Raw genomic sequence first — 18,814 nt, 5'->3', positions numbered from 1 at the left:
GATGAAAATCCGCTCACAAATCGGCATGGTCCTCAACCTGGACAAATGCATCGGCTGCCACACCTGCTCGATCACCTGCAAAAACGTCTGGACCAGCCGCGAAGGCATGGAATACGCGTGGTTCAACAACGTCGAATCCAAGCCCGGCATCGGCTACCCCAAGGAGTGGGAAAACCAGGATAAGTGGAAGGGCGGCTGGCAGCGCAATGCCAACGGCACGATCAACCCGCGCATCGGCGGCAAGTTCCGCGTGCTCGCGAACATCTTCGCCAACCCTGACCTGCCAGGCCTGGACGACTACTACGAGCCGTTCGATTTTGACTACCAGCACCTGCACACTGCACCGCTGGGCGAACACCAACCCACTGCACGCCCACGTTCGGTGGTGTCGGGCAAGCGCATGCAGAAAATCGAGTGGGGGCCGAACTGGGAGGAAATCCTCGGTACCGAATTCGCCAAGCGTCGCAAGGACAAGAACTTCGACCAGATCCAGGCCGACATCTACGGTGAGTACGAAAACACCTTCATGATGTACCTGCCGCGCCTGTGCGAGCACTGCCTCAACCCGGCGTGCGCGGCGTCGTGCCCCAGCGGCGCGATCTACAAGCGCGAAGAAGACGGCATCGTGCTGATCGACCAGGAAAAATGCCGTGGCTGGCGCATGTGCATCAGCGGCTGCCCGTACAAGAAAATCTACTTCAACTGGAAGAGTGGCAAGTCCGAGAAGTGCATCTTCTGCTACCCGCGCATCGAGGCCGGCATGCCGACGGTGTGCGCCGAAACCTGCGTCGGTCGCATTCGCTACCTCGGCGTGTTGCTGTATGACGCCGACCGCATCAGCGAAGTGGCGAGCACCGCCAGCGAGCAGGACCTGTACGAGAAACAGCTGGAAATTTTCCTCGACCCCAACGACCCGGCGGTGATCCGTCAGGCCCTGGCCGATGGTGTGCCACAGTCGGTGATCGACTCGGCGCAGCGCTCGCCGGTGTACAAAATGGCCGTGGACTGGAAACTCGCGCTGCCGCTGCACCCCGAATACCGCACCTTGCCGATGGTCTGGTACGTGCCGCCACTTTCGCCCATCCAGAACGCAGCGGCCGCTGGCACCGTGGGCATGAACGGGGTGATCCCAGATGTCGACAGCCTGCGCATCCCCCTGCGCTACCTGGCCAATATGCTCACGGCGGGCGATGAAAAACCGGTCAAGCGCGCGCTGAAACGCTTGCTGGCGATGCGTGCGTTCAAGCGTTCCCAGCAAGTCGACGGCGTGCAGGATCTGCAAGTGCTCGAAGACGTCGGCCTGACGGTGCCTCAGGTGGAGGAGATGTATCGCTACCTGGCCATCGCCAACTACGAGGACCGGTTTGTGGTGCCGAGTGCGCACCGCGAAGACGCCATGAGCGACGCGTTCGCCGAGCGTTCCGGTTGTGGTTTCAGCTTTGGCAGCGGCTGCAGCGGCAGTTCCGACACCAATATGTTCGGCGCCAAGAAGGCCAACCGCCGCGACGTGTTGAAAACCGTCCAGATCTGGGAGGACTGAGCCATGCGCATTCTTAAAGTGATTTCGCTGCTGCTGGACTATCCCACCGAGCGCCTGGTGAGCGGCCGCGATGAATTGGAGCAGGCGATCATCGAGTCGCGGGAAATCAGCCCCAAGCAACGCGGTGCGCTGTTCGAGCTGCTGGAACTGATCTGCGCCAACGACCTGATGGATGGCCAGGAACACTACGGCGCGCTGTTTGGCCGTGGGCGTTCGTTGTCGCTGCTGTTGTTCGAGCACGTGCATGGCGAGTCCCGCGACCGTGGCCAGGCCATGGTCGACATGATGGCCCAGTACGAAGCCGCCGGGTTTGCCATCGGCGTCAAGGAGCTGCCGGACTACATCCCGCTGTACCTGGAGTTCTTGTCGACCCGCGAAGACATCGAGGCCCGCGAGGGCCTGGCGGATGTGGCGCACCTGTTGGCCTTGCTCGGCGCACGTCTGGAGGAGCGCGAAAGCGCCTATGCCAGTTGCTTCCGTGCGTTGTTGCAGATCGCCGGCGCCGAGCCGCACCAGGCCGTGGCCGAGGTGCGTGCCCAGGTCGCCGCCGAGCCGCGTGACGACTCCCTCGAGGCCCTCGACAAGGTGTGGGAAGAGGAGGCCGTGGACTTTATGCAGGCCGAACAGCAGGACCGTTGCAGTGCGATGCCGAGCGCACCGGGCAAGGCCCGCGAGGAAAGTGCGGTGCCGTTGCACTGGGTGGATTTTCAGCAGCAAGGGCCGGCCGCCGTGCCGGCCGGGGAGGTGGGTAATGTCTAAGTGGAATTTGCTGGTATTCGGGATCTATCCCTATGTCGCCCTGGCGATCTGCCTGTTGGGCAGTTGGGCGCGGTTTGACCTGTCGCAGTACACCTGGAAGGCCGGTTCCAGCCAGATGCTGAGCAACCGTGGCATGCGTGTGGCGAGCAACCTGTTCCATGTCGGCGTGCTGTTTGTGCTGGCCGGGCATTTTGTCGGTTTGCTCACCCCGGCGTCGGTGTATCACCACGTGATCAGCACCGAGCACAAGCAACTGCTGGCGATGGTCTCCGGTGGGTTTTTCGGCCTGCTGTGCCTGGTGGGCTTGTTGATGCTGGTCAAGCGGCGCCTGGGTGATCCACGGGTGCGGGCGACGTCGAGTGCGTCGGACATCCTGATCCTGCTGGTGCTGCTCGCGCAGTTGCTGCTGGGCTTGCTGACCATCGTCGCCTCCACTGGCCATATGGACGGCTCGGTGATGGTGATGCTCGCCGACTGGGCGCAGAACGTGGTGCTGCTGCGGCCGGTGGAAGCGGCGGCGTCGATTGCGCCGGTGTCGCTGATCTACAAGGCCCACGTGGCGCTGGGCCTGACCTTGTTCGTGCTGTTCCCGTTTACCCGCTTGGTGCACGTGGTCAGCGCACCGATCTGGTACCTGGGACGGCGTTATCAAATCGTACGGCAGAAGGCGTGAGGAGACGGTCATGACAACAGGATGCGGATGTGGCGGGGGTTGTGGATCGTCGGCGCCAGCGCCGGAACCTCAAGTGGAGGTGGTGCCAGCGGCACCTGAATTGATCGCCAGCAGTGAACAGGAATGGCCGATCGTCAGCGTCAACGGTGTGCCCATCACGCCCGAGGCGATGGCCCTGGAGTTGCAATACCACCCGGCCGAGAGCCGTGAATCGGCGGTGTACCTGGCCGCCCGGGCGTTGGTGATCCGCGAGCTGTTGCAGCAGCGCATTGCCGAACTCGGCCTGGCCATGGACATCGGCCCCGGCGAGAACGAAGAGGAAGCGGCTACGCGTTTGCTGCTGGAGCGTGAAATCAGCGTGCCGCAGTGTGATGAAGCGACCTGCCTGCATTACTTCGAAAGCAATCGCGGGCGCTTCCACAGCGCGCCGTTGCTGGCGGTGCGGCACATCCTGCTCGAATGCGCGCCGGACGATGCCGAAGCGCGGCAGATGGCCCATGTACAGGCCGAAATCCTGCTGCTGAGCCTGACCCAGGAGCCTGGCAGTTTTGCTGAGTTGGCCCTCAAGTACTCGGCGTGCCCATCCAAGGCCCAGGGCGGTTCGTTGGGCCAGATCAGCAAGGGCCAGACCGTGCCGGAACTGGAGCGGCAACTGTTCACGCTGGCCCCGGGGCTGGCCGACAAACCCCTGGAAAGCCGCTACGGCTGGCACGTGATCAGCATCGACCAGCGCGTCGAAGGCCAGCCGTTGCCCTATGAAGCGGTGGCTGGCGCGATCCGCACCCAGTTGCAGCAGGGCGTCTGGCAGAAGGCGCTGGTGCAGTACCTGCAAACCCTGATTGGCGCGGCGGACATCCGTGGCCTCGCCTTGCAGGGCGCCGACTCGCCGTTGGTGCAGTGATATGAGCCTGGTGGATGGGCTCGGCCGTTCGATTGACTACCTGCGCCTGTCGGTGACCGACCGTTGTGATTTTCGCTGTGTGTACTGCATGGCGAAAACCATGACCTTTCTGCCACGCCAGCAGGTGCTGAGCCTGGAAGAACTGCAACGCCTGGCCGCGCTGTTTGTGGGGCAGGGCGTGCGCAAGATCCGCCTCACCGGCGGTGAGCCGCTGATCCGTCCGGGCATTGTCGAGCTGTGTCGCAACATCGCTGCGCTGCCCGGTTTGCGCGAGCTGGTGATGACCAGCAACGGCTCGCAGCTGGTGCGGTTGGCCCAGCCGTTGGTGGCGGCGGGGGTCAAGCGCATGAATATCAGCCTCGATAGCCTTGATCCCGAGCGGTTTCGCGCGATCACGCGCAACGGTGATTTGCGCCAGGTGCTGGGCGGCATCGAAGCGGCCAGCACGGCGGGGTTCGAGCGGGTCAAGCTCAACTGCGTGGTGATGAAGGGGCGCAACTTCGACGAGGTGCCGGCGTTGGTGCGTTATGCGATCGAGCAGGGCATCGACATCAGCTTTATCGAGGAAATGCCCCTGGGCGATGTGGGCCGTTCGCGGGGCGAGACGTTTTGCCCCAGTGACGAGGTGCGCGCCGTGATCGCCCGGGACTATGAGCTGCTCGACAGCGCCGAGAGCAGCGGCGGCCCGGCGCGCTATGTGCGTCTGGCACGGCATCCGGGCACGCGCATCGGGTTTATCTCGCCGAACTCGCACAACTTTTGCGGCAGCTGCAACCGGGTACGCATGACGGTGGAGGGGCGTTTGTTGTTGTGCCTGGGGCAGGAGGATGCGTTGGATCTGCGTGGGTTGCTCAGGCGCTATCCACTGGACGATCAACCGCTGATCGAGGCGTTGCACAAGGCGTTGCGGGGTAAGCCGTTGCGCCATGATTTCACCGGGGCGGGGGAGGTGCAGGTGGTGCGGTTTATGAATATGAGTGGGGGGTGATGAAGGGGGTCCGTATCCGTTGCTTCGGTAATGGCGGCCTGAGAGCTGGCCGGTATGTGCGGTTCAAAATTGTGGGAGCGGGTCTCCCTGTATCTGGTGGAACTGCCGCCATTACCGAAGGAATGGTTACGGGCACGATCTGAAAAAACTTGACCCCGATCAATGGCCGCGCAAACCAACCTCCGTAACATCACTGCATGTTGTGTCAAAAGAATCAAAATTATCTATATGTAGTGTCTGGAGCCTCCCAATGCAAACCGCTCTCACCCCGCTGGCCAGCACCCATCTCTACAAGCGCGACGGCACCCTGGCCCCCTTCGACGCCGAAAAAATCCGCCAAGCCCTGATCGCCGCCGGCAACGCCACCGCTGAGTACCAGGCCGCCGAAGTCGACGTGTTGCTGGGCGCGGTGCTGGCTCGGCTGCGGGGGATCGAACGGCTGGACGTGGAACAAATCCAGGACAGCGTCGAACGTGTATTGATGGACGCCGGTTACTTCCTGTCGATGCGCGCCTACATCGTCTACCGCGAGCAGCACGGCCGCTTGCGCCGCGATCGCAAGACCCTGGTGGAAGTCGCCACGTCGATGAACGAATACCTCGACCGTGAAGACTGGCGCGTGCAGGCGAATGCCAACCAGGGCTATTCCCTCGGTGGGCTGGTGCTGAATGTGGCGGGCAAGGTCACCGCCAATTACTGGCTGGATGAGGTCTACAGCGAGGCGATCGGCCGTGCGCATCGCGAGGCCGACCTGCATATCCATGACCTGGACATGCTCGCCGGTTATTGCGCCGGCTGGTCGCTGCGCTCGTTGTTGCATGAAGGCCTCAACGGCGTGCCGGGCCGGGTCGAGGCGGGGCCGCCGAAGCACTTGAGCAGCGCCCTGGGGCAGATGGTCAACTTCCTCGGCACCCTGCAAAACGAGTGGGCCGGGGCCCAGGCGTTCAGCTCGTTCGATACTTACCTGGCGCCCTATGTGCGCAAGGATCAGTTGAGCTACCCCGAAGTACGCCAGGCGTTGCAAGAGTTCATCTACAACCTCAACGTGCCGTCGCGCTGGGGCACCCAGACGCCATTTACCAACCTGACCTTCGACTGGGTGTGCCCTGAAGACCTGCGCGAGCAAGTTCCGGTGATCGGCGGTGAGGAAATGCCGTTTGCCTATGGCGACCTGCACGCCGAAATGGAGTTGATCAACCGTGCCTACATCGAAGTGATGCAGGCCGGGGACGCCAAGGGCCGGGTGTTCACCTTCCCGATTCCGACCTACAACATCACCCACGATTTCCCCTGGGACAGCCCCAACGCCGACCGCCTGTTCGAGATGACGGCGCGCTATGGCTTGCCGTATTTCCAGAACTTCCTCAATTCCGATATGCAACCCAATCAGGTGCGCTCGATGTGCTGCCGCCTGCAACTGGACGTGCGCGAATTGCTCAAGCGCGGCGGTGGCCTGTTCGGTTCGGCGGAGCAGACCGGCAGCCTCGGCGTGGTGACGATCAACTGCGCGCGCCTGGGCTATCTGTTCAAGGGCAATACCTCGGGCTTGTTGCAACGCCTGGACAACCTGATGGAACTGGCGATGGAAAGCCTGGAGGTCAAGCGCAAGGTGATCCAGCACCATATGGACGCCGGGCTCTACCCCTACACCAAGCGTTACCTGGGCACGCTGCGCAATCACTTCTCGACCATCGGCCTCAACGGCATGCACGAGATGCTGCGCAATTTCAGCGACGACGAGCAGGGCATGCACACCGCCCAGGGCCGCGAATTCGCGCTCAAGCTGCTTGACCACGTGCGCGCCACCTTGCTGCGGTTCCAGGAAGAAACCGGCCACCTCTACAACCTCGAAGCGACACCGGCGGAAGGCACCACCTACCGTTTCGCCAAGGAAGACCGCAAGCGCTATCCGCAGATCCTGCAGGCGGGCAGCGCGGTCGCGCCGTACTACACCAACTCCTCGCAATTGCCGGTGGGCTTCACCCAGGACCCGTTCGAAGCCCTGGAGCTGCAAGACGAACTGCAATGCAAATACACCGGCGGCACCGTGTTGCACCTGTACATGGCCGAGCAGATTTCCTCGACCCAGGCCTGCAAGCAGTTGGTGCGCAAGGCGCTGGGGCGTTTCCGCCTGCCGTACCTGACGGTCACGCCGACGTTTTCGATCTGCCCGGTGCACGGCTACCTGGCGGGCGAACATGAGTTCTGCCCCAAGTGCGACGAGGTCCTGGCCGCGGCCCGATAAGCTTTTTTCAACCCCAAGGAGAGTCACTATGCAAGCAACCCAGCCACAACGTCAGCGCTGCGAAGTCTGGACCCGGGTGATGGGTTATCACCGGCCAGTCTCGGCGTTCAACCCCGGCAAGCAATCCGAGCACCAGGAGCGTGTGCACTTTACCGAAACGGCCGCTGCGGCCGGGCGCCAATGAGTCGAGCGCTACGGGTCGGGGGCCTGGTGCCCCTGACCACCCTCGACTACCCCGGCATGCTCGCCTGCGTGCTGTTCTGCCAGGGCTGTGCCTGGCGTTGTCGTTACTGTCACAACCCGGACCTGATCCCGCCGCGCGCCAGCACGGAGATTGATTGGCGCCGGGTGTTGCTGTTCCTGCAGCGCCGCCAGGACCTGCTCGACGCGGTGGTATTCAGCGGCGGCGAACCGACCTTGCAGGAAGGCTTGCCGGCGGCCATGGATGAAGTGCGCGCGCTGGGTTTTCGCATTGGTTTGCACAGCGCGGGGATCAAGCCGGCAGGCTTTGCCAATGCGTTGCGGCATGCCGATTGGGTCGGGTTTGACGTCAAGGCGCTGGCCGAGGACTGCCAGTCGGTGACCCAGGTCAAGGGCAGCGGCGCCGCCAATTGGCGCAGCCTCGACACCTTGCTCGCCAGTGGCGTGGATTACGAGTGCCGCACCACCGTGCATTGGCACTTGATCGATCCCGCACGCCTGCTGCTGCTGGCCCAGCGTTTGCAGGCCGCAGGTGTGCAGCGCTTTGCCGTGCAGATGGTGCGGACCGCCAGCATGCTCGATACGCAACTGCCGAGTTCGCCGCTGCAGGTGCGGTTACCGGAGTTGTGGGGGCGTATCCGCGAGTTGTTTCCCGCTTTTGTATTGCGAGGGTGACCAGCACCCTCAACCGGCTTTTTACAGATGCTGCCCATGGTGGGCAGGTGTTCATCAAGGAATGTTCAGAATGACGCAGTTAACCACGGCACAACGCATTGTCATCGGCTTCGCGATTGCGCCGCTGGCCCTGGTGGGCTTGGTGTTTTACGCCTTGCACGACCTGGCAACCCTCAAACAGCAGTCCGAGCAGATCGTGCAGCAGGACTGGCCGCGGATCGCACCGATCATGGTGATCGCCACGGGTGTGCGCGATAACGGGCGCAACACCCGCGACTTGCTGATCGACCAGGACAACCCGCAGGCCCAGGAGGCCATCGGCGCCACGCGCCAGCGCATCACCCAGGCGTTTGCCACCCTTGAACCGCTGCTCGACAGCGCCGAAGGCAAGGCCGCCTACGCCACTTTGAAAACCCATCGCGAGACTTACGTGGCCGCCTTCACCCAGGTGCAGGCGCTGATCAAGCAGGGCGCTCGCGAGCAGGGCCTGGCCCAGCTCAAGCAACAGGTGATGCCGGCCGAAGCGCAGGTATTCAAGAGCCTGGATGCGCTGATGGCGATGCAGGGGCGGTTGTTCGCCGAGCGCGAGCAGGCGGCGCAGACCCTGTATGACGAGGCGCGGCGCAACATGCTTGGCCTGTTCCTGTTGTGCCTGGCGCTGGTGGTCGCGGCGGCCGTGATCGTCACCCGCAGCGTTATTCGCCCATTGGGCGGCGAGCCGGATGAGGCGGCGCGGGTGTTGAGCCATATTGCCCAGGGCGACCTGACCATCGTCGTGCCGGTGGGCAATAGTGCCGAGGGCAGTGTGATGCGCAACCTGCACCAGATGCAGCAGAACCTTAACCAGATGGTGCGGCACATTGCAGCGTCGGTGGACGGCGTGGCCAGTTCCTCCGAAGAGTTGAGCGCGGTGAGCAGCCAGACCAGCAGCAGCTTGCAGTCCCAGGGCCAGGAGATCGAACAGGCGGCCACGGCGGTCAACGAGATGACGGCAGCGGTGGACGATGTGGCGCGCAATGCGGTGAGCACCAGCGAGGCTTCGCGCCTGTCGGAGCAGACTGCCCAGCGCGGGCGGGCGCAGGTCCAGGAGACCGTGGCGTCGATCAACACCCTGGCCACCGGCGTGGTGGAAACCTCCGAGCGCATCCAGCAACTGGCCGGGCGTGTGCAAGACATCAGCGGCGTGCTCGAAGTGATCCGCAGCATTGCCGACCAGACCAACCTGCTGGCCCTCAACGCCGCCATCGAAGCCGCCCGCGCCGGCGATGCCGGACGTGGCTTTGCGGTGGTGGCCGATGAGGTGCGCGCGCTGGCCCATCGCACCCAGGCCTCGACCCAGGAGATCGAGCAGATGATCGGCAACATCCGCGAAGACACCGAACATGCGGTGGCGGCGATGCACAGCAGCAGCGAACGGGTACAGGCGACGCTTGGCGTGGCACAACGCTCGGGCGAGGCGCTGGAGGAAATCACCCGGTCGATCTCGCAGATCAACGAGCGCAACCTGATGATCGCCAGTGCCACCGAGGAACAGGCGCTGGTGGCGCGGGAGGTGGATCGCAATCTGGTGGGTATTCGCAGCTTGTCGCAGCAGGTGCTGCAAGGGGCGTTGCACACCGAGACGGCAGGCCATGACCTGGCGGGGATGGCGAGTGCGCTGCACCAGACGGTGGCGCGCTTCAAGGTCTAGAGTGGGTTTGGAAAAGGTGGGAGGGGGCGTGCCTCCTCCCCGCATTGGGTTTGCCTAACTCAACTGGCCCAGCCCCAGAACTGCAGCCACCAGCCATAACCGATCAACCCGGTACTCATCAGCACACACAGCCACGCCCGCCCGCGAGGCAGGCCCTTGAGTTGTTGCCACGCCAACCACAGGCACCAGCCTATCGCCGCCAGCAATATCCCCGCCCGCAATGGTTGCACCCACGCCATCACCCATCCTTCGTAGCGCAGCAATTTCACCGTGGTCGCCGACAATCCCAAAAACAATCCCGCACCACCCAAGGGCGTGAGGGTCAGGGCCAGGGGCCGAAACAGTGCGCGATCGCCCGCCAAATACGCGGCCAGGCGCAACAGCAGCCAGTCGCCGCCACCGAATAGCAGTGAACTGCCCGCCAGGTACAGCAGGATGCACAGACCATCCAGCCAACTGAAGCTGTCGTTGAGTTGCGGGTAGTGGGTGAGTAGCCACCAGGGTGCGTTGTCTTGCAGCGGCCATAGCCAATCGCGGCTGATCAAGCATTCGGCGAGGTATTGCTTGAGGGCGATGAACCAGGGGCTGACGGTCCATTGGAAGGCGCCCATGGCCAGGCCGATCACGCCGAACAGCAGCAGGCGTGCGTCCCAGTGGTTGGCCGGTTGGCGTGGGGCCTGGAGGATTTCCTGGTTGCACGAGCGGGCGATCAGTTGCACGGCGCCGCGTTGGCCGCTGCAACGCCCGCAAGCGTGGCAATCGCTGGCGCCTTGCAGGCGACGAATGTCCAGGAGCGGCGCACAGTTGGGCAGTGGCAGGCGCGGTGCGGTGTTGGCTTTCCAGCGTTGTTCATCCACCGCGAAGTGCACCGGCGCCAGGCGTGCGAGCAGGGCGAACACGCCGCTGACCGGGCACAGGTAGCGGCACCACACGCGCTTGCCGCGCACGAACAGCAAGCCGACCACCACGGCGGCCAGGGTCGAGCCGCCGAGGATCAGCAGCGCGGCCTGGGCGTAGTCATACACGCTGATGAGTTGGCCGTAGACGGTGGTCAGGCAAAATCCCACGGTGGGCCAGCCGCCCCAGCGCAGCCAGCGCGGAATGCCGAGGCCGCGCCCGTGGGTGCTGGCCCATTCGCTCAGCGAACCTTCCGGGCACAGCACGCCGCACCACAGGCGCCCGAACAGCACCATCGACAGCAACACGAACGGCCACCAGATCCCCCAGAACACGAACTGCGCCAGCAGCGTCAGGTTGCCCAGCACACGCGCCTGGCTGTCCGGCAGTGGCAGCAGCGCCGGCACCACCAGCAGGGCGGCGTACACCAGCACCACGGCCCATTGCACGGCACGGATCAACCGTGCGTGACGGCGCATGCCATCGCCCAATTGTTGCAGGCGGCTCATGCTACGCGCCGCGCCCGGCGCAGGCCGCCGCCCACCAGCAGCCAGTAGCCGAGCAGCACCAATACGCTGATCAGGCTCGGCGCTGCGCGGTAGCCGGCGAAGTCGGCGAGCAAGGCGCCCAGGCCGTGGCTGTCACTGAGCAAGGCGCTGCTGTCCCAACGGCTGTCGCCAAAGGCCGCATAGACCCAGTCGGGCATGTCCATGGCCAGCAGTTGCCCGCTGATACGGTCCACCGCTGCCACCAGCAAGGCTCCGCCGAGCAGCAACAGCAACGCTTCGCTGAGGGCGAAAAATCCCGACCAGGAAATGAAGCGTCGGCTGCCGCGCAACAGCAGCACCGTGAGCCCGGCCAGCACCAGGCCGAGCACGCCGCCGATGGCGAACAACCCCAGCGCCTCGTCGTGCAGGCGCGCACCGGCACCATACAAAAACACTACGGTCTCACTGCCTTCGCGGCTGACCGCCAACAGCGCCAACAGCAGCACCCCCCAGCCGCCGTGACTGGCCAGGCGCTGGTCGGCTTCACTCACCAGGCGGTGTTTGAGGGTGGGCGCGTGGCGATGCATCCAGAACACCATCTGCACCATCAAGCCGCTGGCGATCAGTGTGAGCGCCGCTTGCAGCCATTCGCCCTCGGCGCCGCTCATGGTCTCGCCAGCCCACAGCATCAGCCCGGCCAAACCGGCGGAGCCGAGCAGCCCCAGCAGCACCCCGGCCCACAGGAAACGCGCCAGGCGCGAATGACCGGCCTGACGGCTGATCCAGGCTTGCAGGATGCCGATCACCAACAGCGCCTCGACGCTTTCGCGCCACACAATGAACATCGCTTGATTCATCAACGGCTCCTAGTCGGCGCGGATGCTGCCTTCGGGCAGATGGGGATTGAACTCGTCGAAGAACGGATACACACCGGGCTGGAGCGGGTGGATCACCACGAAGGTGATCACGCCGGGCGACAACACCTTCTCCACCCGCAGCGGCGTGCTTTCAAATTCCGCCGGGCCCTGGCCGATATTCTTGAGCACGATCTTAAAGCGCTCGCCAGCCTTGACGGCCAGTTGTGGCGGGTTGAAGTGACCGTCCTGCAGGCTCAGTTCATACACCGGCAACGGCGCCGCCAACGCCGTGCCATTCAGCAGAACGCCGCCCAGCCACAGGGCACGGCGCATCAATAGCCGCCTTTTTTGCCGATGCCGGCATAGACGAATTCGTAATGCACTTCGCAGCGTTCGAACCACGGGGCGACCCCGGTTTCCTTGTCGGTGTGCAGGCCCAGGGAGTGGTGGCCGGAGGGCGGCAGTACGGTGAAGGTGAGGGTGTATTTACCGGGGCCTTGCAGCTTGACGTTGTCGCCGTAGTGCGGCCCGTCGTTGGCGACCATGGCGTGGAAGTCGCCGTTGATGGGCGTTTCGCTGCCGTGTTTTTTCAGGGTGAACGACAGGTTCAGGTAGGGCACGAAACTGCCTTCCTGAAAGCCTTGGGCATTGTCCGCGGTGGCGCGTACGTCGGCTTCCAGGTGCACGTCGGAATCGGCGGTGGCGCGCATCATGCCGGCAGGTGCCATCTCGATCGGTTGCAGGTACACCGCGCCGATTTCCAGCCCCGGGCAGTGTTGCGGTTCGCCGATGGGGTATTCCTTGGCGAGTGCCGCCGAGGTGCTCAGCAGCAGGACGATGGGCAGCAAAGAAGAGGTACGCATGGAGGCTTCCTGACGGGTGGGAGAGGGAGCCCGAGTCTAGGAAGGTCTGGCGTGAATAATAATGATTCTTGTCAAGTTTCGAGGATATTTCATGATTGCCGGGCTTGATGCCGGTCAAGGCCAGGTGAGTGCGATCCGGGTACGTTGCAGGGACAGCCAGCCGCCAGGGAACCCGATCATGGCCAAGCCTTTCCCGCTGCACCCCAAGCACCCCGAGCGTATCTGCTGGGGCTGTGACCGCTACTGCGCCGCCACCGACCTGGCCTGCGGCAACGGGGCCGATCGTACGATGCACCCGGCGGAGATGCTGGGTGATGACTGGTATGAACATGGCGACTGGGGCGTTGTGCCCGAGCCGCCAGTCACCGATGAGCCGTCAGTTGCCTGAGCAGGTTTGCGTGGTTAAGCCGCCATTGGCTTGCTGGACTGCAATTTCTTGTGCGCCGCTTTCATCGCTTCCATTTCGGCGCCCAACTCTTCAAGGCGCGCCTTGCCCAGCAGCTTTTTCGCCTGCGGGAACATCTCGGTTTCTTCTTCCTCGATGTGGTGCTCCAACAGTTCCTTGACCACTTTGACGCGTCCGGAGAATTCTGTGGTTGAAGGTTCGGTCTGTTTAAGGTCGGGCAATACCAGCGAGTCGACGGTGCGGTGCTCTTCCTTGGCCTCGTGATACATGATGTCCTGTTCCTTGCCACCGGCTTTCCTGAAAGCGGGGTAGAGGATTTCTTCCTCAAGTTTGGTATGCAAACTGATTTCCGCCTCCAGCTTGGCCAACAGTTCAGTGCGTTTTTTTACCCCGCGTTCAGTGGACTCACTCAATTGAGTCAACAGGGCCTTTACGCGTTCGTGGTCGGCTTTGAGCAGATCAATGGCATTCATGGGTGATACCTCACAGGAGAATCAGGGCGTGTCGAAATGCACGCCTCGTCCCCTACTGGAGTGCATCAGTCGTACCAACCTGAGCGTTTTTAAAATAGTTAGTTAATTCAAATGGATACGGGTTATGTGAAAGCCAGGCTGTCGTGCAGGTTGCATGGTTGGCCGCGTGGCACGTTGCATTCCACAACCCCCGGTTTTTTGTGCAAAGTTTTATGAACCCTGGCGGCCGTTGCTTGACCTAACGCACACGACCTAGGAGGTGAAGCATGGAAATTCAATACATCTGGATCGGTTTGGCAGTGATTCTGCTGCTGTTGGAATTGTGGGCAATCAATATCGTTTTGCGCAGCACAGGGGGCTGGGAGTCGAAAGGATTATGGTTGGTGATTCTGATTTTTGTGCCGCTGTTTGGGCTGATCGCCTGGGCGATGTTCGGGCCGAAACGCGAGATGCCACAACAGGGTAAAAATTGAACCAGGACCGTATAGAAAACAGGCGCCATTGCGGCGCCTGTTTTCGTTGTGCTATTCGACTTCCACTCGCAGCACTTGCAACCCCAACTGTTCATACGCCTCCACACTCGGCACATGCCACTCGGTGATCAGTGTGTGAATACGGCTGCACGGCGCCACCACAAAGGGCTCCACCGCGCCGAGCTTGTCGGCCATGGTCACCGCCACCACATGGGAGGCGCTATCGAGCAGGGCCTGTTTGACCGCCACTTCATCGAAATGCAGCGAGCTGATCCCGACCTGCGGGTGCAAGGCGCAGACGCCGGTAAAGAGCACGTCAGCCTTGACGCTCTGAATCAGGCGCACGGCTTCCTGGCCGCTGGTGGACAAGGTCGCCGGGTTGAGCTGGCCACCCGCGAGGATCACGTTGACCTGCGGATGGTCCGCCAGCGCGATGGCGATCATCGGCGACGGGGTCACGACGGTCAGGCGGATCGAGCGTGGCAGTGACTGCGCAATCTGCAATGTGGTGGAACCGGAGTCGAACAGCACGATCTGGCCGTCTTCCACCTGTTCTGCGGCCAGTTGCGCGAGCCGGCGCTTGGCCTGATTGGTCTCGCCGACGCGGGTGAAAAAGTCCTTGCCGGTGTCCTTGGGCCGGGGCAGTGCGCCGCCGTGCACCCGTTGCAGCAAGCCGGCGGCGGCGAGTTCGCCGAGGTCGCGGCGGATGGTGTCCTGGGACACGGCAAAGTGCTCTACCAATTCCGACGCGGTGACCTTGCCGTCGCGCTCCAGCAGTAACAGGATCTTCTGTTTGCGCAGGGAAGGCAGGTCGATGGCTTCATGGGTGTTGTGCATGTTTGTGCGCTTTTTTGCGGGTTTGTGCGAGATTAGTCGCCCGTCGTTGCAAACGCAATGGCTGGTTGCATAGCCGATGGGCGGTTACTCTCTGTGCTCAGTTCAGGGAGAGGTCACTCAGATGTCGTTGATCACCACCATCGAAGATTTACGCAAGCTGGCGCAAAAACGGGTCCCAAGGATGTTCTACGATTACGCCGATTCCGGCTCCTGGACTGAAAGTACTTATCGCGCCAACGAAAGCGATTTTGCCCACATCAAATTCCGCCAACGGGTGGCGCGCAACATCGATGAACGTTCGATCCGCGCGACCATGATTGGCCAGGACATGGCAATGCCCGTCGCCTTGGCGCCGACCGGCCTGGCGGGCATGCAACATGCCGATGGCGAGATCCTCACGGCCCGTGCGGCCGCTGCGTTTGGCCTGCGCTATACGTTGTCGACCATGAGCATCTGCTCCCTGGAAGACATCGCCGAACACGTCGGCCAGCCGTTCTGGTTCCAGCTGTACGTGATGCGTGACCGCAGTTTTATCGAGCAATTGATCGAACGCGCCAAGGCTGCCGGAGTGGACGCCCTGGTGTTGACCCTCGACCTGCAGATCCTCGGGCAGCGCCACAAGGATTTGATCAACGGCCTGTCGGCGCCGCCCAAGCTGACCCTGGCGAATATCCTCAACATGGCCACCAAGCCGCGTTGGGTGATGGGCATGCTCGGCACAAAACGCCGGGGCTTCGGCAATATCGTCGGGCATGTCAAAGGCGTGGCGGACATGAGTTCGTTGTCGTCGTGGACCGCCCAGCAATTCGATCCGCGCCTGAGCTGGGACGATGTGGAGTGGATCAAGAAGTGCTGGGGCGGCAAGCTGATCATCAAGGGCATCCTTGATGTGGAAGACGCGCGGCTGGCGGCCAACGCCGGTGCGGACGCGCTGGTGGTGAGCAATCACGGTGGCCGCCAGCTGGATGGCGCGCCGTCGAGCATCAGCCAATTGCCGGCGATTGTCGACGCGGTGGGTGAGCGCATCGAAGTGTGGCTCGATGGCGGTATCCGTTCCGGCCAGGACGTGCTCAAGGCGATGGCGCTGGGCGCAAAAGGCACCATGATCGGTCGCCCGCATTTGTACGGTTTGGGGGCGTTGGGCGAGGCGGGCGTGACCAAGGCGCTTGAGATCATCGCCCGTGAACTGGACGTATCGATGGCGCTGTGTGGCTATAACGATATACGCGATGTGAATCGCGAGATTTTGCTGCCGGGTACATTTCCCGAAAGCCTTTGCTCAGCAAAAAAATCGTAAAAAAGTAAAAAGAGTTGTCCACGAAAACCGTGGGTATCTCTGTGGATAACTTTGCAAGACCCCGGCGGGTATGGCGATTTAACCAAAGGTTAATATTTGATCAACTGTCGGCGCGGGCCAGTATGGCCAGGGTTGGCGCTTGACACGCAAGCGCGAACCCAGTGCCGAAAAGCCGTTTTATGAGTCGCCGTTGCGGCCTGTGGAGTGTGTCACCACCTGGGCTGGCATCTTCGCTTGCATCAATTTGTCCAACGCCTGGCCGTAACTGCGACCGGCCAGGCTCATGCTGTTGTTATGGCTGGCGCCGGGCACCAGCATCAAGCGCTTGGGTTCCTGGGCGGCCTTGAATAACTGCTCGCTGAAACGCGGCGGCACGTAGCGATCATCGAGGCCATGCACCACCAGCAGCGGCATGCGGATGTCGGCAATCTTGTCGATGGAATCGAATTTCTGCGACAGCAACCAGCGCACCGGCAACGACGTGTTCGCCACCGCCGTGGCCACATCTGCCAACGAAGTGAACGTGGACTCGATCACCAGTCCCCGTACCGGCAACGGCAGCTGCTTGCCCAACTCCGCCGCCAGGTCGATCGCCACCGCGCCACCGAGGGAGTGCCCGTAGATCAGGCGTTTGCTCGGGTCAGGTTGCAGGGTCTGGAAACGTTCCCAGGCGATGCGCGCATCTTCGTACACCGTGGTTTCCGACGGCAGCTCGCCGTGGCTCTGGCCGAAACCGCGATAGTCGATGGCCAGCACCGAATAGCCCAGCGCGTGCAATTGCTCGATGCGAAACAGCTGCCCGGTGAGGTTCCAGCGCACGCCGTGCAGGTAAAGGATGGCGGGTGCGTCCTTTTTGGCTGCCGGGTACCACCAGGCGTGGATGTTCTGTCCCGACTTGAAGCTGGCGGGCTTGAGCTCGAATTCCTGCACCGCCTTGGGCAAGCCGGTGTACCAACCGGCGGTGCCCGGTTCGATGCGAAACACCAGCTCGCGCTCTTTGTGTTGCAGCACGCTGCAACCCACCGGCAGGCCGATGATCAGCAACGCCATGCACAACAGGGAGAAACGACGCAGGCGTGGGCGCGACAGAAAACGTGACGACATGAAGGTTCCAGGGCGAAGGTGAAGCAGGGGTTTTAACAGAAGGTCCGGTGGTGAAGGAATTAATTCGACGGTCGTTCACGGGGATTGCTTGCAAAGTGTTACGTCAATCACGCGCTTGACGCTGGCCTCGGCCCCGCGACATGCTCACCTCCCCCTGAGCAAAGGACCGACCATGGACAACAGCCCCGTTCGCATCACCGCCGAAGAGACCCTTTCGAAAAACTGGTACCTGCTTAAAAAATACACCTTCGACCTGCGCCGCCGCGACGGCAGCTGGCAAACCCAGAACCGCGAGGTCTACGACCGCGGCAATGGCGCGACCATCCTGCTGTACAACCGCGAGCAACGCACGGTGCTGCTGACCCGCCAGTTCCGCATGCCCACCTTCGTCAATGATTACCACGGCTACCTGATCGAAGCCGCCGCCGGATTACTGGACAACGCCAGCCCGGAAGAGCGTATTCGCCTGGAGGCGGAGGAAGAGACGGGGTATCGCGTCGGCCATGTGGAGAAGATCTATGCGGCGTTCATGAGCCCGGGGTCGGTGACGGAGCGGATTCACTTCTTTTTCGGTGAGTATCAACCGGCCGATCAAGTGGGGGCAGGCGGTGGATTGGAGGAGGAGGGCGAGGATATTGAGGTGCTGGAGCTGGGGTTTGAGCAGGCGCTGGGGATGGTGCAGAGCGGGGAGATTGTGGATGGGAAGACGATTATGTTGTTGCAGTGTTTGGAGTTGCGGATGTTGAAGGAGGGGTGGTGAAACGGTGAGTTTTGGCTCCCGCGGATTGTTTTGTTTAAGTAGTTCAATCGGTGGGAGTTAGTTTGTTCTCGAGGAAAGAATTCCTACTTTATTCTTGATGAATATTTTTGTGTTTTAAATAATCGTTGAAGATTTCGATTATGTGCTCAAGCCATAATCTCCCTGACTTCCACTGAGATGCATAGTGGTAGTAGCAGTACTGCTCATGCAGCAGGTTTTTTTGAAGGTCTAATTCATTTGCATGTGAATTTATCAGCTCTAAAATTTCTCTTTTTACGGTAATGATTGTTTCCCTAGGTGAGTCGTGCAGGAATGCGTTAACCACTTCGTCGGCCGAGGAGTATTCCTCTACCCAGTCTTGGTTGAAGTACGCCCCCAGAAATTGCTGGAGTTCTGTCAGTGGCTTATTCATTGAACTATTGGGTATCCGGTCAGTAGTAGAAAACTTAGCAAAGGGCGGAAGTCAGCACCTTCAACTCACTGGTGTTGAGCTTTTTTCTCAATGGATAAGTTTTCTAAGGCTGCATCAGTTTTTGTTTCTAAATATCTCATTGAGGAACACCCACTCGGGACCGGCTAACGGGTAGTGGTAGTGAGCGAGCTTGCTCGCACTGGGCTGCGAAGCAGCCCCAACAAGCACGACCCGGACCTGATTGAAAAACGCTTTGCCTGGGGTGGGGGCCGCTG

At 61.9% G+C, this 18,814-nt stretch carries 21 protein-coding genes; 13 read left to right on the top strand and 8 right to left on the bottom strand.

Going from position 1 to position 18,814, the window contains the following annotated elements:
* The first annotated feature begins 1 nt into the window (after position 1).
* The 9 genes from narH (at position 2) to OPU96_RS27685 (ending at position 9,672) form a co-directional block, all read left to right on the top strand.
* Positions 2 to 1,540, top strand: a complete 1,539-nt coding sequence (narH, locus tag OPU96_RS27725; protein WP_192300734.1) for a nitrate reductase subunit beta — start codon at positions 2 to 4, stop codon at positions 1,538 to 1,540.
* Positions 1,541 to 1,543: 3 nt separating this feature from the next.
* Positions 1,544 to 2,299, top strand: a complete 756-nt coding sequence (gene narJ / locus OPU96_RS27720) for a nitrate reductase molybdenum cofactor assembly chaperone (RefSeq protein ID WP_192300733.1) — start codon at positions 1,544 to 1,546, stop codon at positions 2,297 to 2,299.
* On the top strand, positions 2,292 to 2,972 hold the full coding sequence (narI, locus tag OPU96_RS27715; protein ID WP_192300732.1) for a respiratory nitrate reductase subunit gamma: 681 nt from the start codon (positions 2,292 to 2,294) through the stop codon (positions 2,970 to 2,972). Before narJ ends, narI begins: the two co-directional genes overlap by 8 nt.
* A 10-nt stretch (positions 2,973 to 2,982) precedes the next feature.
* Positions 2,983 to 3,873, top strand: a complete 891-nt coding sequence (locus OPU96_RS27710; RefSeq protein WP_226457779.1) for a peptidylprolyl isomerase — start codon at positions 2,983 to 2,985, stop codon at positions 3,871 to 3,873.
* Between the two features lies 1 nt (position 3,874).
* The gene (gene moaA, locus OPU96_RS27705) at positions 3,875 to 4,861 is read left to right on the top strand and encodes a GTP 3',8-cyclase MoaA (RefSeq protein WP_498560109.1); all 987 of its coding nucleotides are present in this window, start codon (positions 3,875 to 3,877) and stop codon (positions 4,859 to 4,861) included.
* A 250-nt stretch (positions 4,862 to 5,111) separates the two neighbouring features.
* Positions 5,112 to 7,106, top strand: coding sequence for a ribonucleoside triphosphate reductase (locus OPU96_RS27700; protein ID WP_370694867.1), 1,995 nt, complete (start codon positions 5,112 to 5,114; stop codon positions 7,104 to 7,106).
* 28 nt (positions 7,107 to 7,134) lie between these two features.
* Positions 7,135 to 7,290 (top strand): anaerobic ribonucleoside-triphosphate reductase, encoded by a 156-nt coding sequence (nrdD, locus tag OPU96_RS27695; protein WP_192300728.1) that lies wholly within the window; start codon positions 7,135 to 7,137, stop codon positions 7,288 to 7,290.
* Positions 7,287 to 7,982 carry an anaerobic ribonucleoside-triphosphate reductase activating protein gene (locus tag OPU96_RS27690; RefSeq protein ID WP_192300727.1) on the top strand — a complete coding sequence of 232 codons (696 nt, stop codon included), beginning with the start codon at positions 7,287 to 7,289 and terminating at the stop codon, positions 7,980 to 7,982. Before nrdD ends, OPU96_RS27690 begins: the two co-directional genes overlap by 4 nt.
* 70 nt (positions 7,983 to 8,052) lie before the next feature.
* Positions 8,053 to 9,672 carry a methyl-accepting chemotaxis protein gene (locus tag OPU96_RS27685; protein WP_192300726.1) on the top strand — a complete coding sequence of 540 codons (1,620 nt, stop codon included), beginning with the start codon at positions 8,053 to 8,055 and terminating at the stop codon, positions 9,670 to 9,672.
* Positions 9,673 to 9,731: 59 nt separating this feature from the next.
* Here the strand turns inward: OPU96_RS27685 and OPU96_RS27680 are convergent, their stop codons facing one another.
* Genes OPU96_RS27680 through OPU96_RS27665 form a run of 4 tightly spaced genes read right to left on the bottom strand, consistent with a single transcriptional unit; the run spans position 9,732 to position 12,777 of the window.
* Positions 9,732 to 11,078 carry a 4Fe-4S binding protein gene (locus OPU96_RS27680; RefSeq protein ID WP_498560108.1) on the bottom strand — a complete coding sequence of 449 codons (1,347 nt, stop codon included), beginning with the start codon at positions 11,076 to 11,078 and terminating at the stop codon, positions 9,732 to 9,734.
* A complete protein-coding gene (locus OPU96_RS27675; RefSeq protein WP_498560107.1) occupies positions 11,075 to 11,914 on the bottom strand; it encodes an FTR1 family iron permease in 840 nt (279 codons plus the stop codon). Before OPU96_RS27675 ends, OPU96_RS27680 begins: the two co-directional genes overlap by 4 nt.
* A 9-nt stretch (positions 11,915 to 11,923) precedes the next feature.
* The gene (locus tag OPU96_RS27670; RefSeq protein WP_226457774.1) at positions 11,924 to 12,247 is read right to left on the bottom strand and encodes a cupredoxin domain-containing protein; all 324 of its coding nucleotides are present in this window, start codon (positions 12,245 to 12,247) and stop codon (positions 11,924 to 11,926) included.
* Positions 12,247 to 12,777: an iron transporter gene (locus tag OPU96_RS27665; RefSeq protein WP_226457773.1), complete on the bottom strand. Its 531-nt coding sequence runs from the start codon at positions 12,775 to 12,777 to the stop codon at positions 12,247 to 12,249. Before OPU96_RS27665 ends, OPU96_RS27670 begins: the two co-directional genes overlap by 1 nt.
* A 178-nt stretch (positions 12,778 to 12,955) precedes the next feature.
* Between OPU96_RS27665 and OPU96_RS27660 the strand changes: the two genes are divergently transcribed.
* Entirely contained in the window at positions 12,956 to 13,165 is a 210-nt protein-coding gene (locus OPU96_RS27660) for a DUF3079 domain-containing protein (protein WP_305392781.1), read from the top strand.
* Positions 13,166 to 13,179: 14 nt separating this feature from the next.
* On the opposite strand, the gene OPU96_RS27655 is transcribed toward OPU96_RS27660, so the two are convergent.
* Positions 13,180 to 13,656, bottom strand: coding sequence for a PA2171 family ribosome-binding persister protein (locus OPU96_RS27655; RefSeq protein WP_192300800.1), 477 nt, complete (start codon positions 13,654 to 13,656; stop codon positions 13,180 to 13,182).
* A gap of 266 nt (positions 13,657 to 13,922) precedes the next feature.
* Here OPU96_RS27655 and OPU96_RS27650 point away from each other — a divergent pair, with 266 nt between their 5' ends.
* Positions 13,923 to 14,129: a PLDc N-terminal domain-containing protein gene (locus OPU96_RS27650; RefSeq protein WP_192300721.1), complete on the top strand. Its 207-nt coding sequence runs from the start codon at positions 13,923 to 13,925 to the stop codon at positions 14,127 to 14,129.
* Between the two features lie 51 nt (positions 14,130 to 14,180).
* Here the strand turns inward: OPU96_RS27650 and OPU96_RS27645 are convergent, their stop codons facing one another.
* Entirely contained in the window at positions 14,181 to 14,966 is a 786-nt protein-coding gene (locus OPU96_RS27645; protein ID WP_192300720.1) for a DeoR/GlpR family DNA-binding transcription regulator, read from the bottom strand.
* Positions 14,967 to 15,087: 121 nt separating this feature from the next.
* Here OPU96_RS27645 and OPU96_RS27640 point away from each other — a divergent pair, with 121 nt between their 5' ends.
* Complete coding sequence (locus tag OPU96_RS27640) at positions 15,088 to 16,263, top strand: alpha-hydroxy acid oxidase (RefSeq protein WP_192300719.1); 1,176 nt, start codon at positions 15,088 to 15,090, stop codon at positions 16,261 to 16,263.
* A gap of 177 nt (positions 16,264 to 16,440) precedes the next feature.
* Here OPU96_RS27640 and OPU96_RS27635 read toward each other — a convergent pair whose 3' ends face one another.
* Entirely contained in the window at positions 16,441 to 17,367 is a 927-nt protein-coding gene (locus OPU96_RS27635) for an alpha/beta hydrolase (protein ID WP_463984979.1), read from the bottom strand.
* Between the two features lie 172 nt (positions 17,368 to 17,539).
* Between OPU96_RS27635 and OPU96_RS27630 the strand changes: the two genes are divergently transcribed.
* A complete protein-coding gene (locus OPU96_RS27630) occupies positions 17,540 to 18,127 on the top strand; it encodes an NUDIX domain-containing protein (RefSeq protein ID WP_305390994.1) in 588 nt (195 codons plus the stop codon).
* A gap of 88 nt (positions 18,128 to 18,215) precedes the next feature.
* Here the strand turns inward: OPU96_RS27630 and OPU96_RS27625 are convergent, their stop codons facing one another.
* Positions 18,216 to 18,539, bottom strand: coding sequence for a contact-dependent growth inhibition system immunity protein (locus OPU96_RS27625; protein WP_498560106.1), 324 nt, complete (start codon positions 18,537 to 18,539; stop codon positions 18,216 to 18,218).
* Positions 18,540 to 18,814: the final 275 nt, after the last annotated feature.

This window comes from Pseudomonas sp. RP-B7, assembly GCF_059803535.1.
This window is presented reverse-complemented; position numbering and strand designations above follow the sequence as displayed.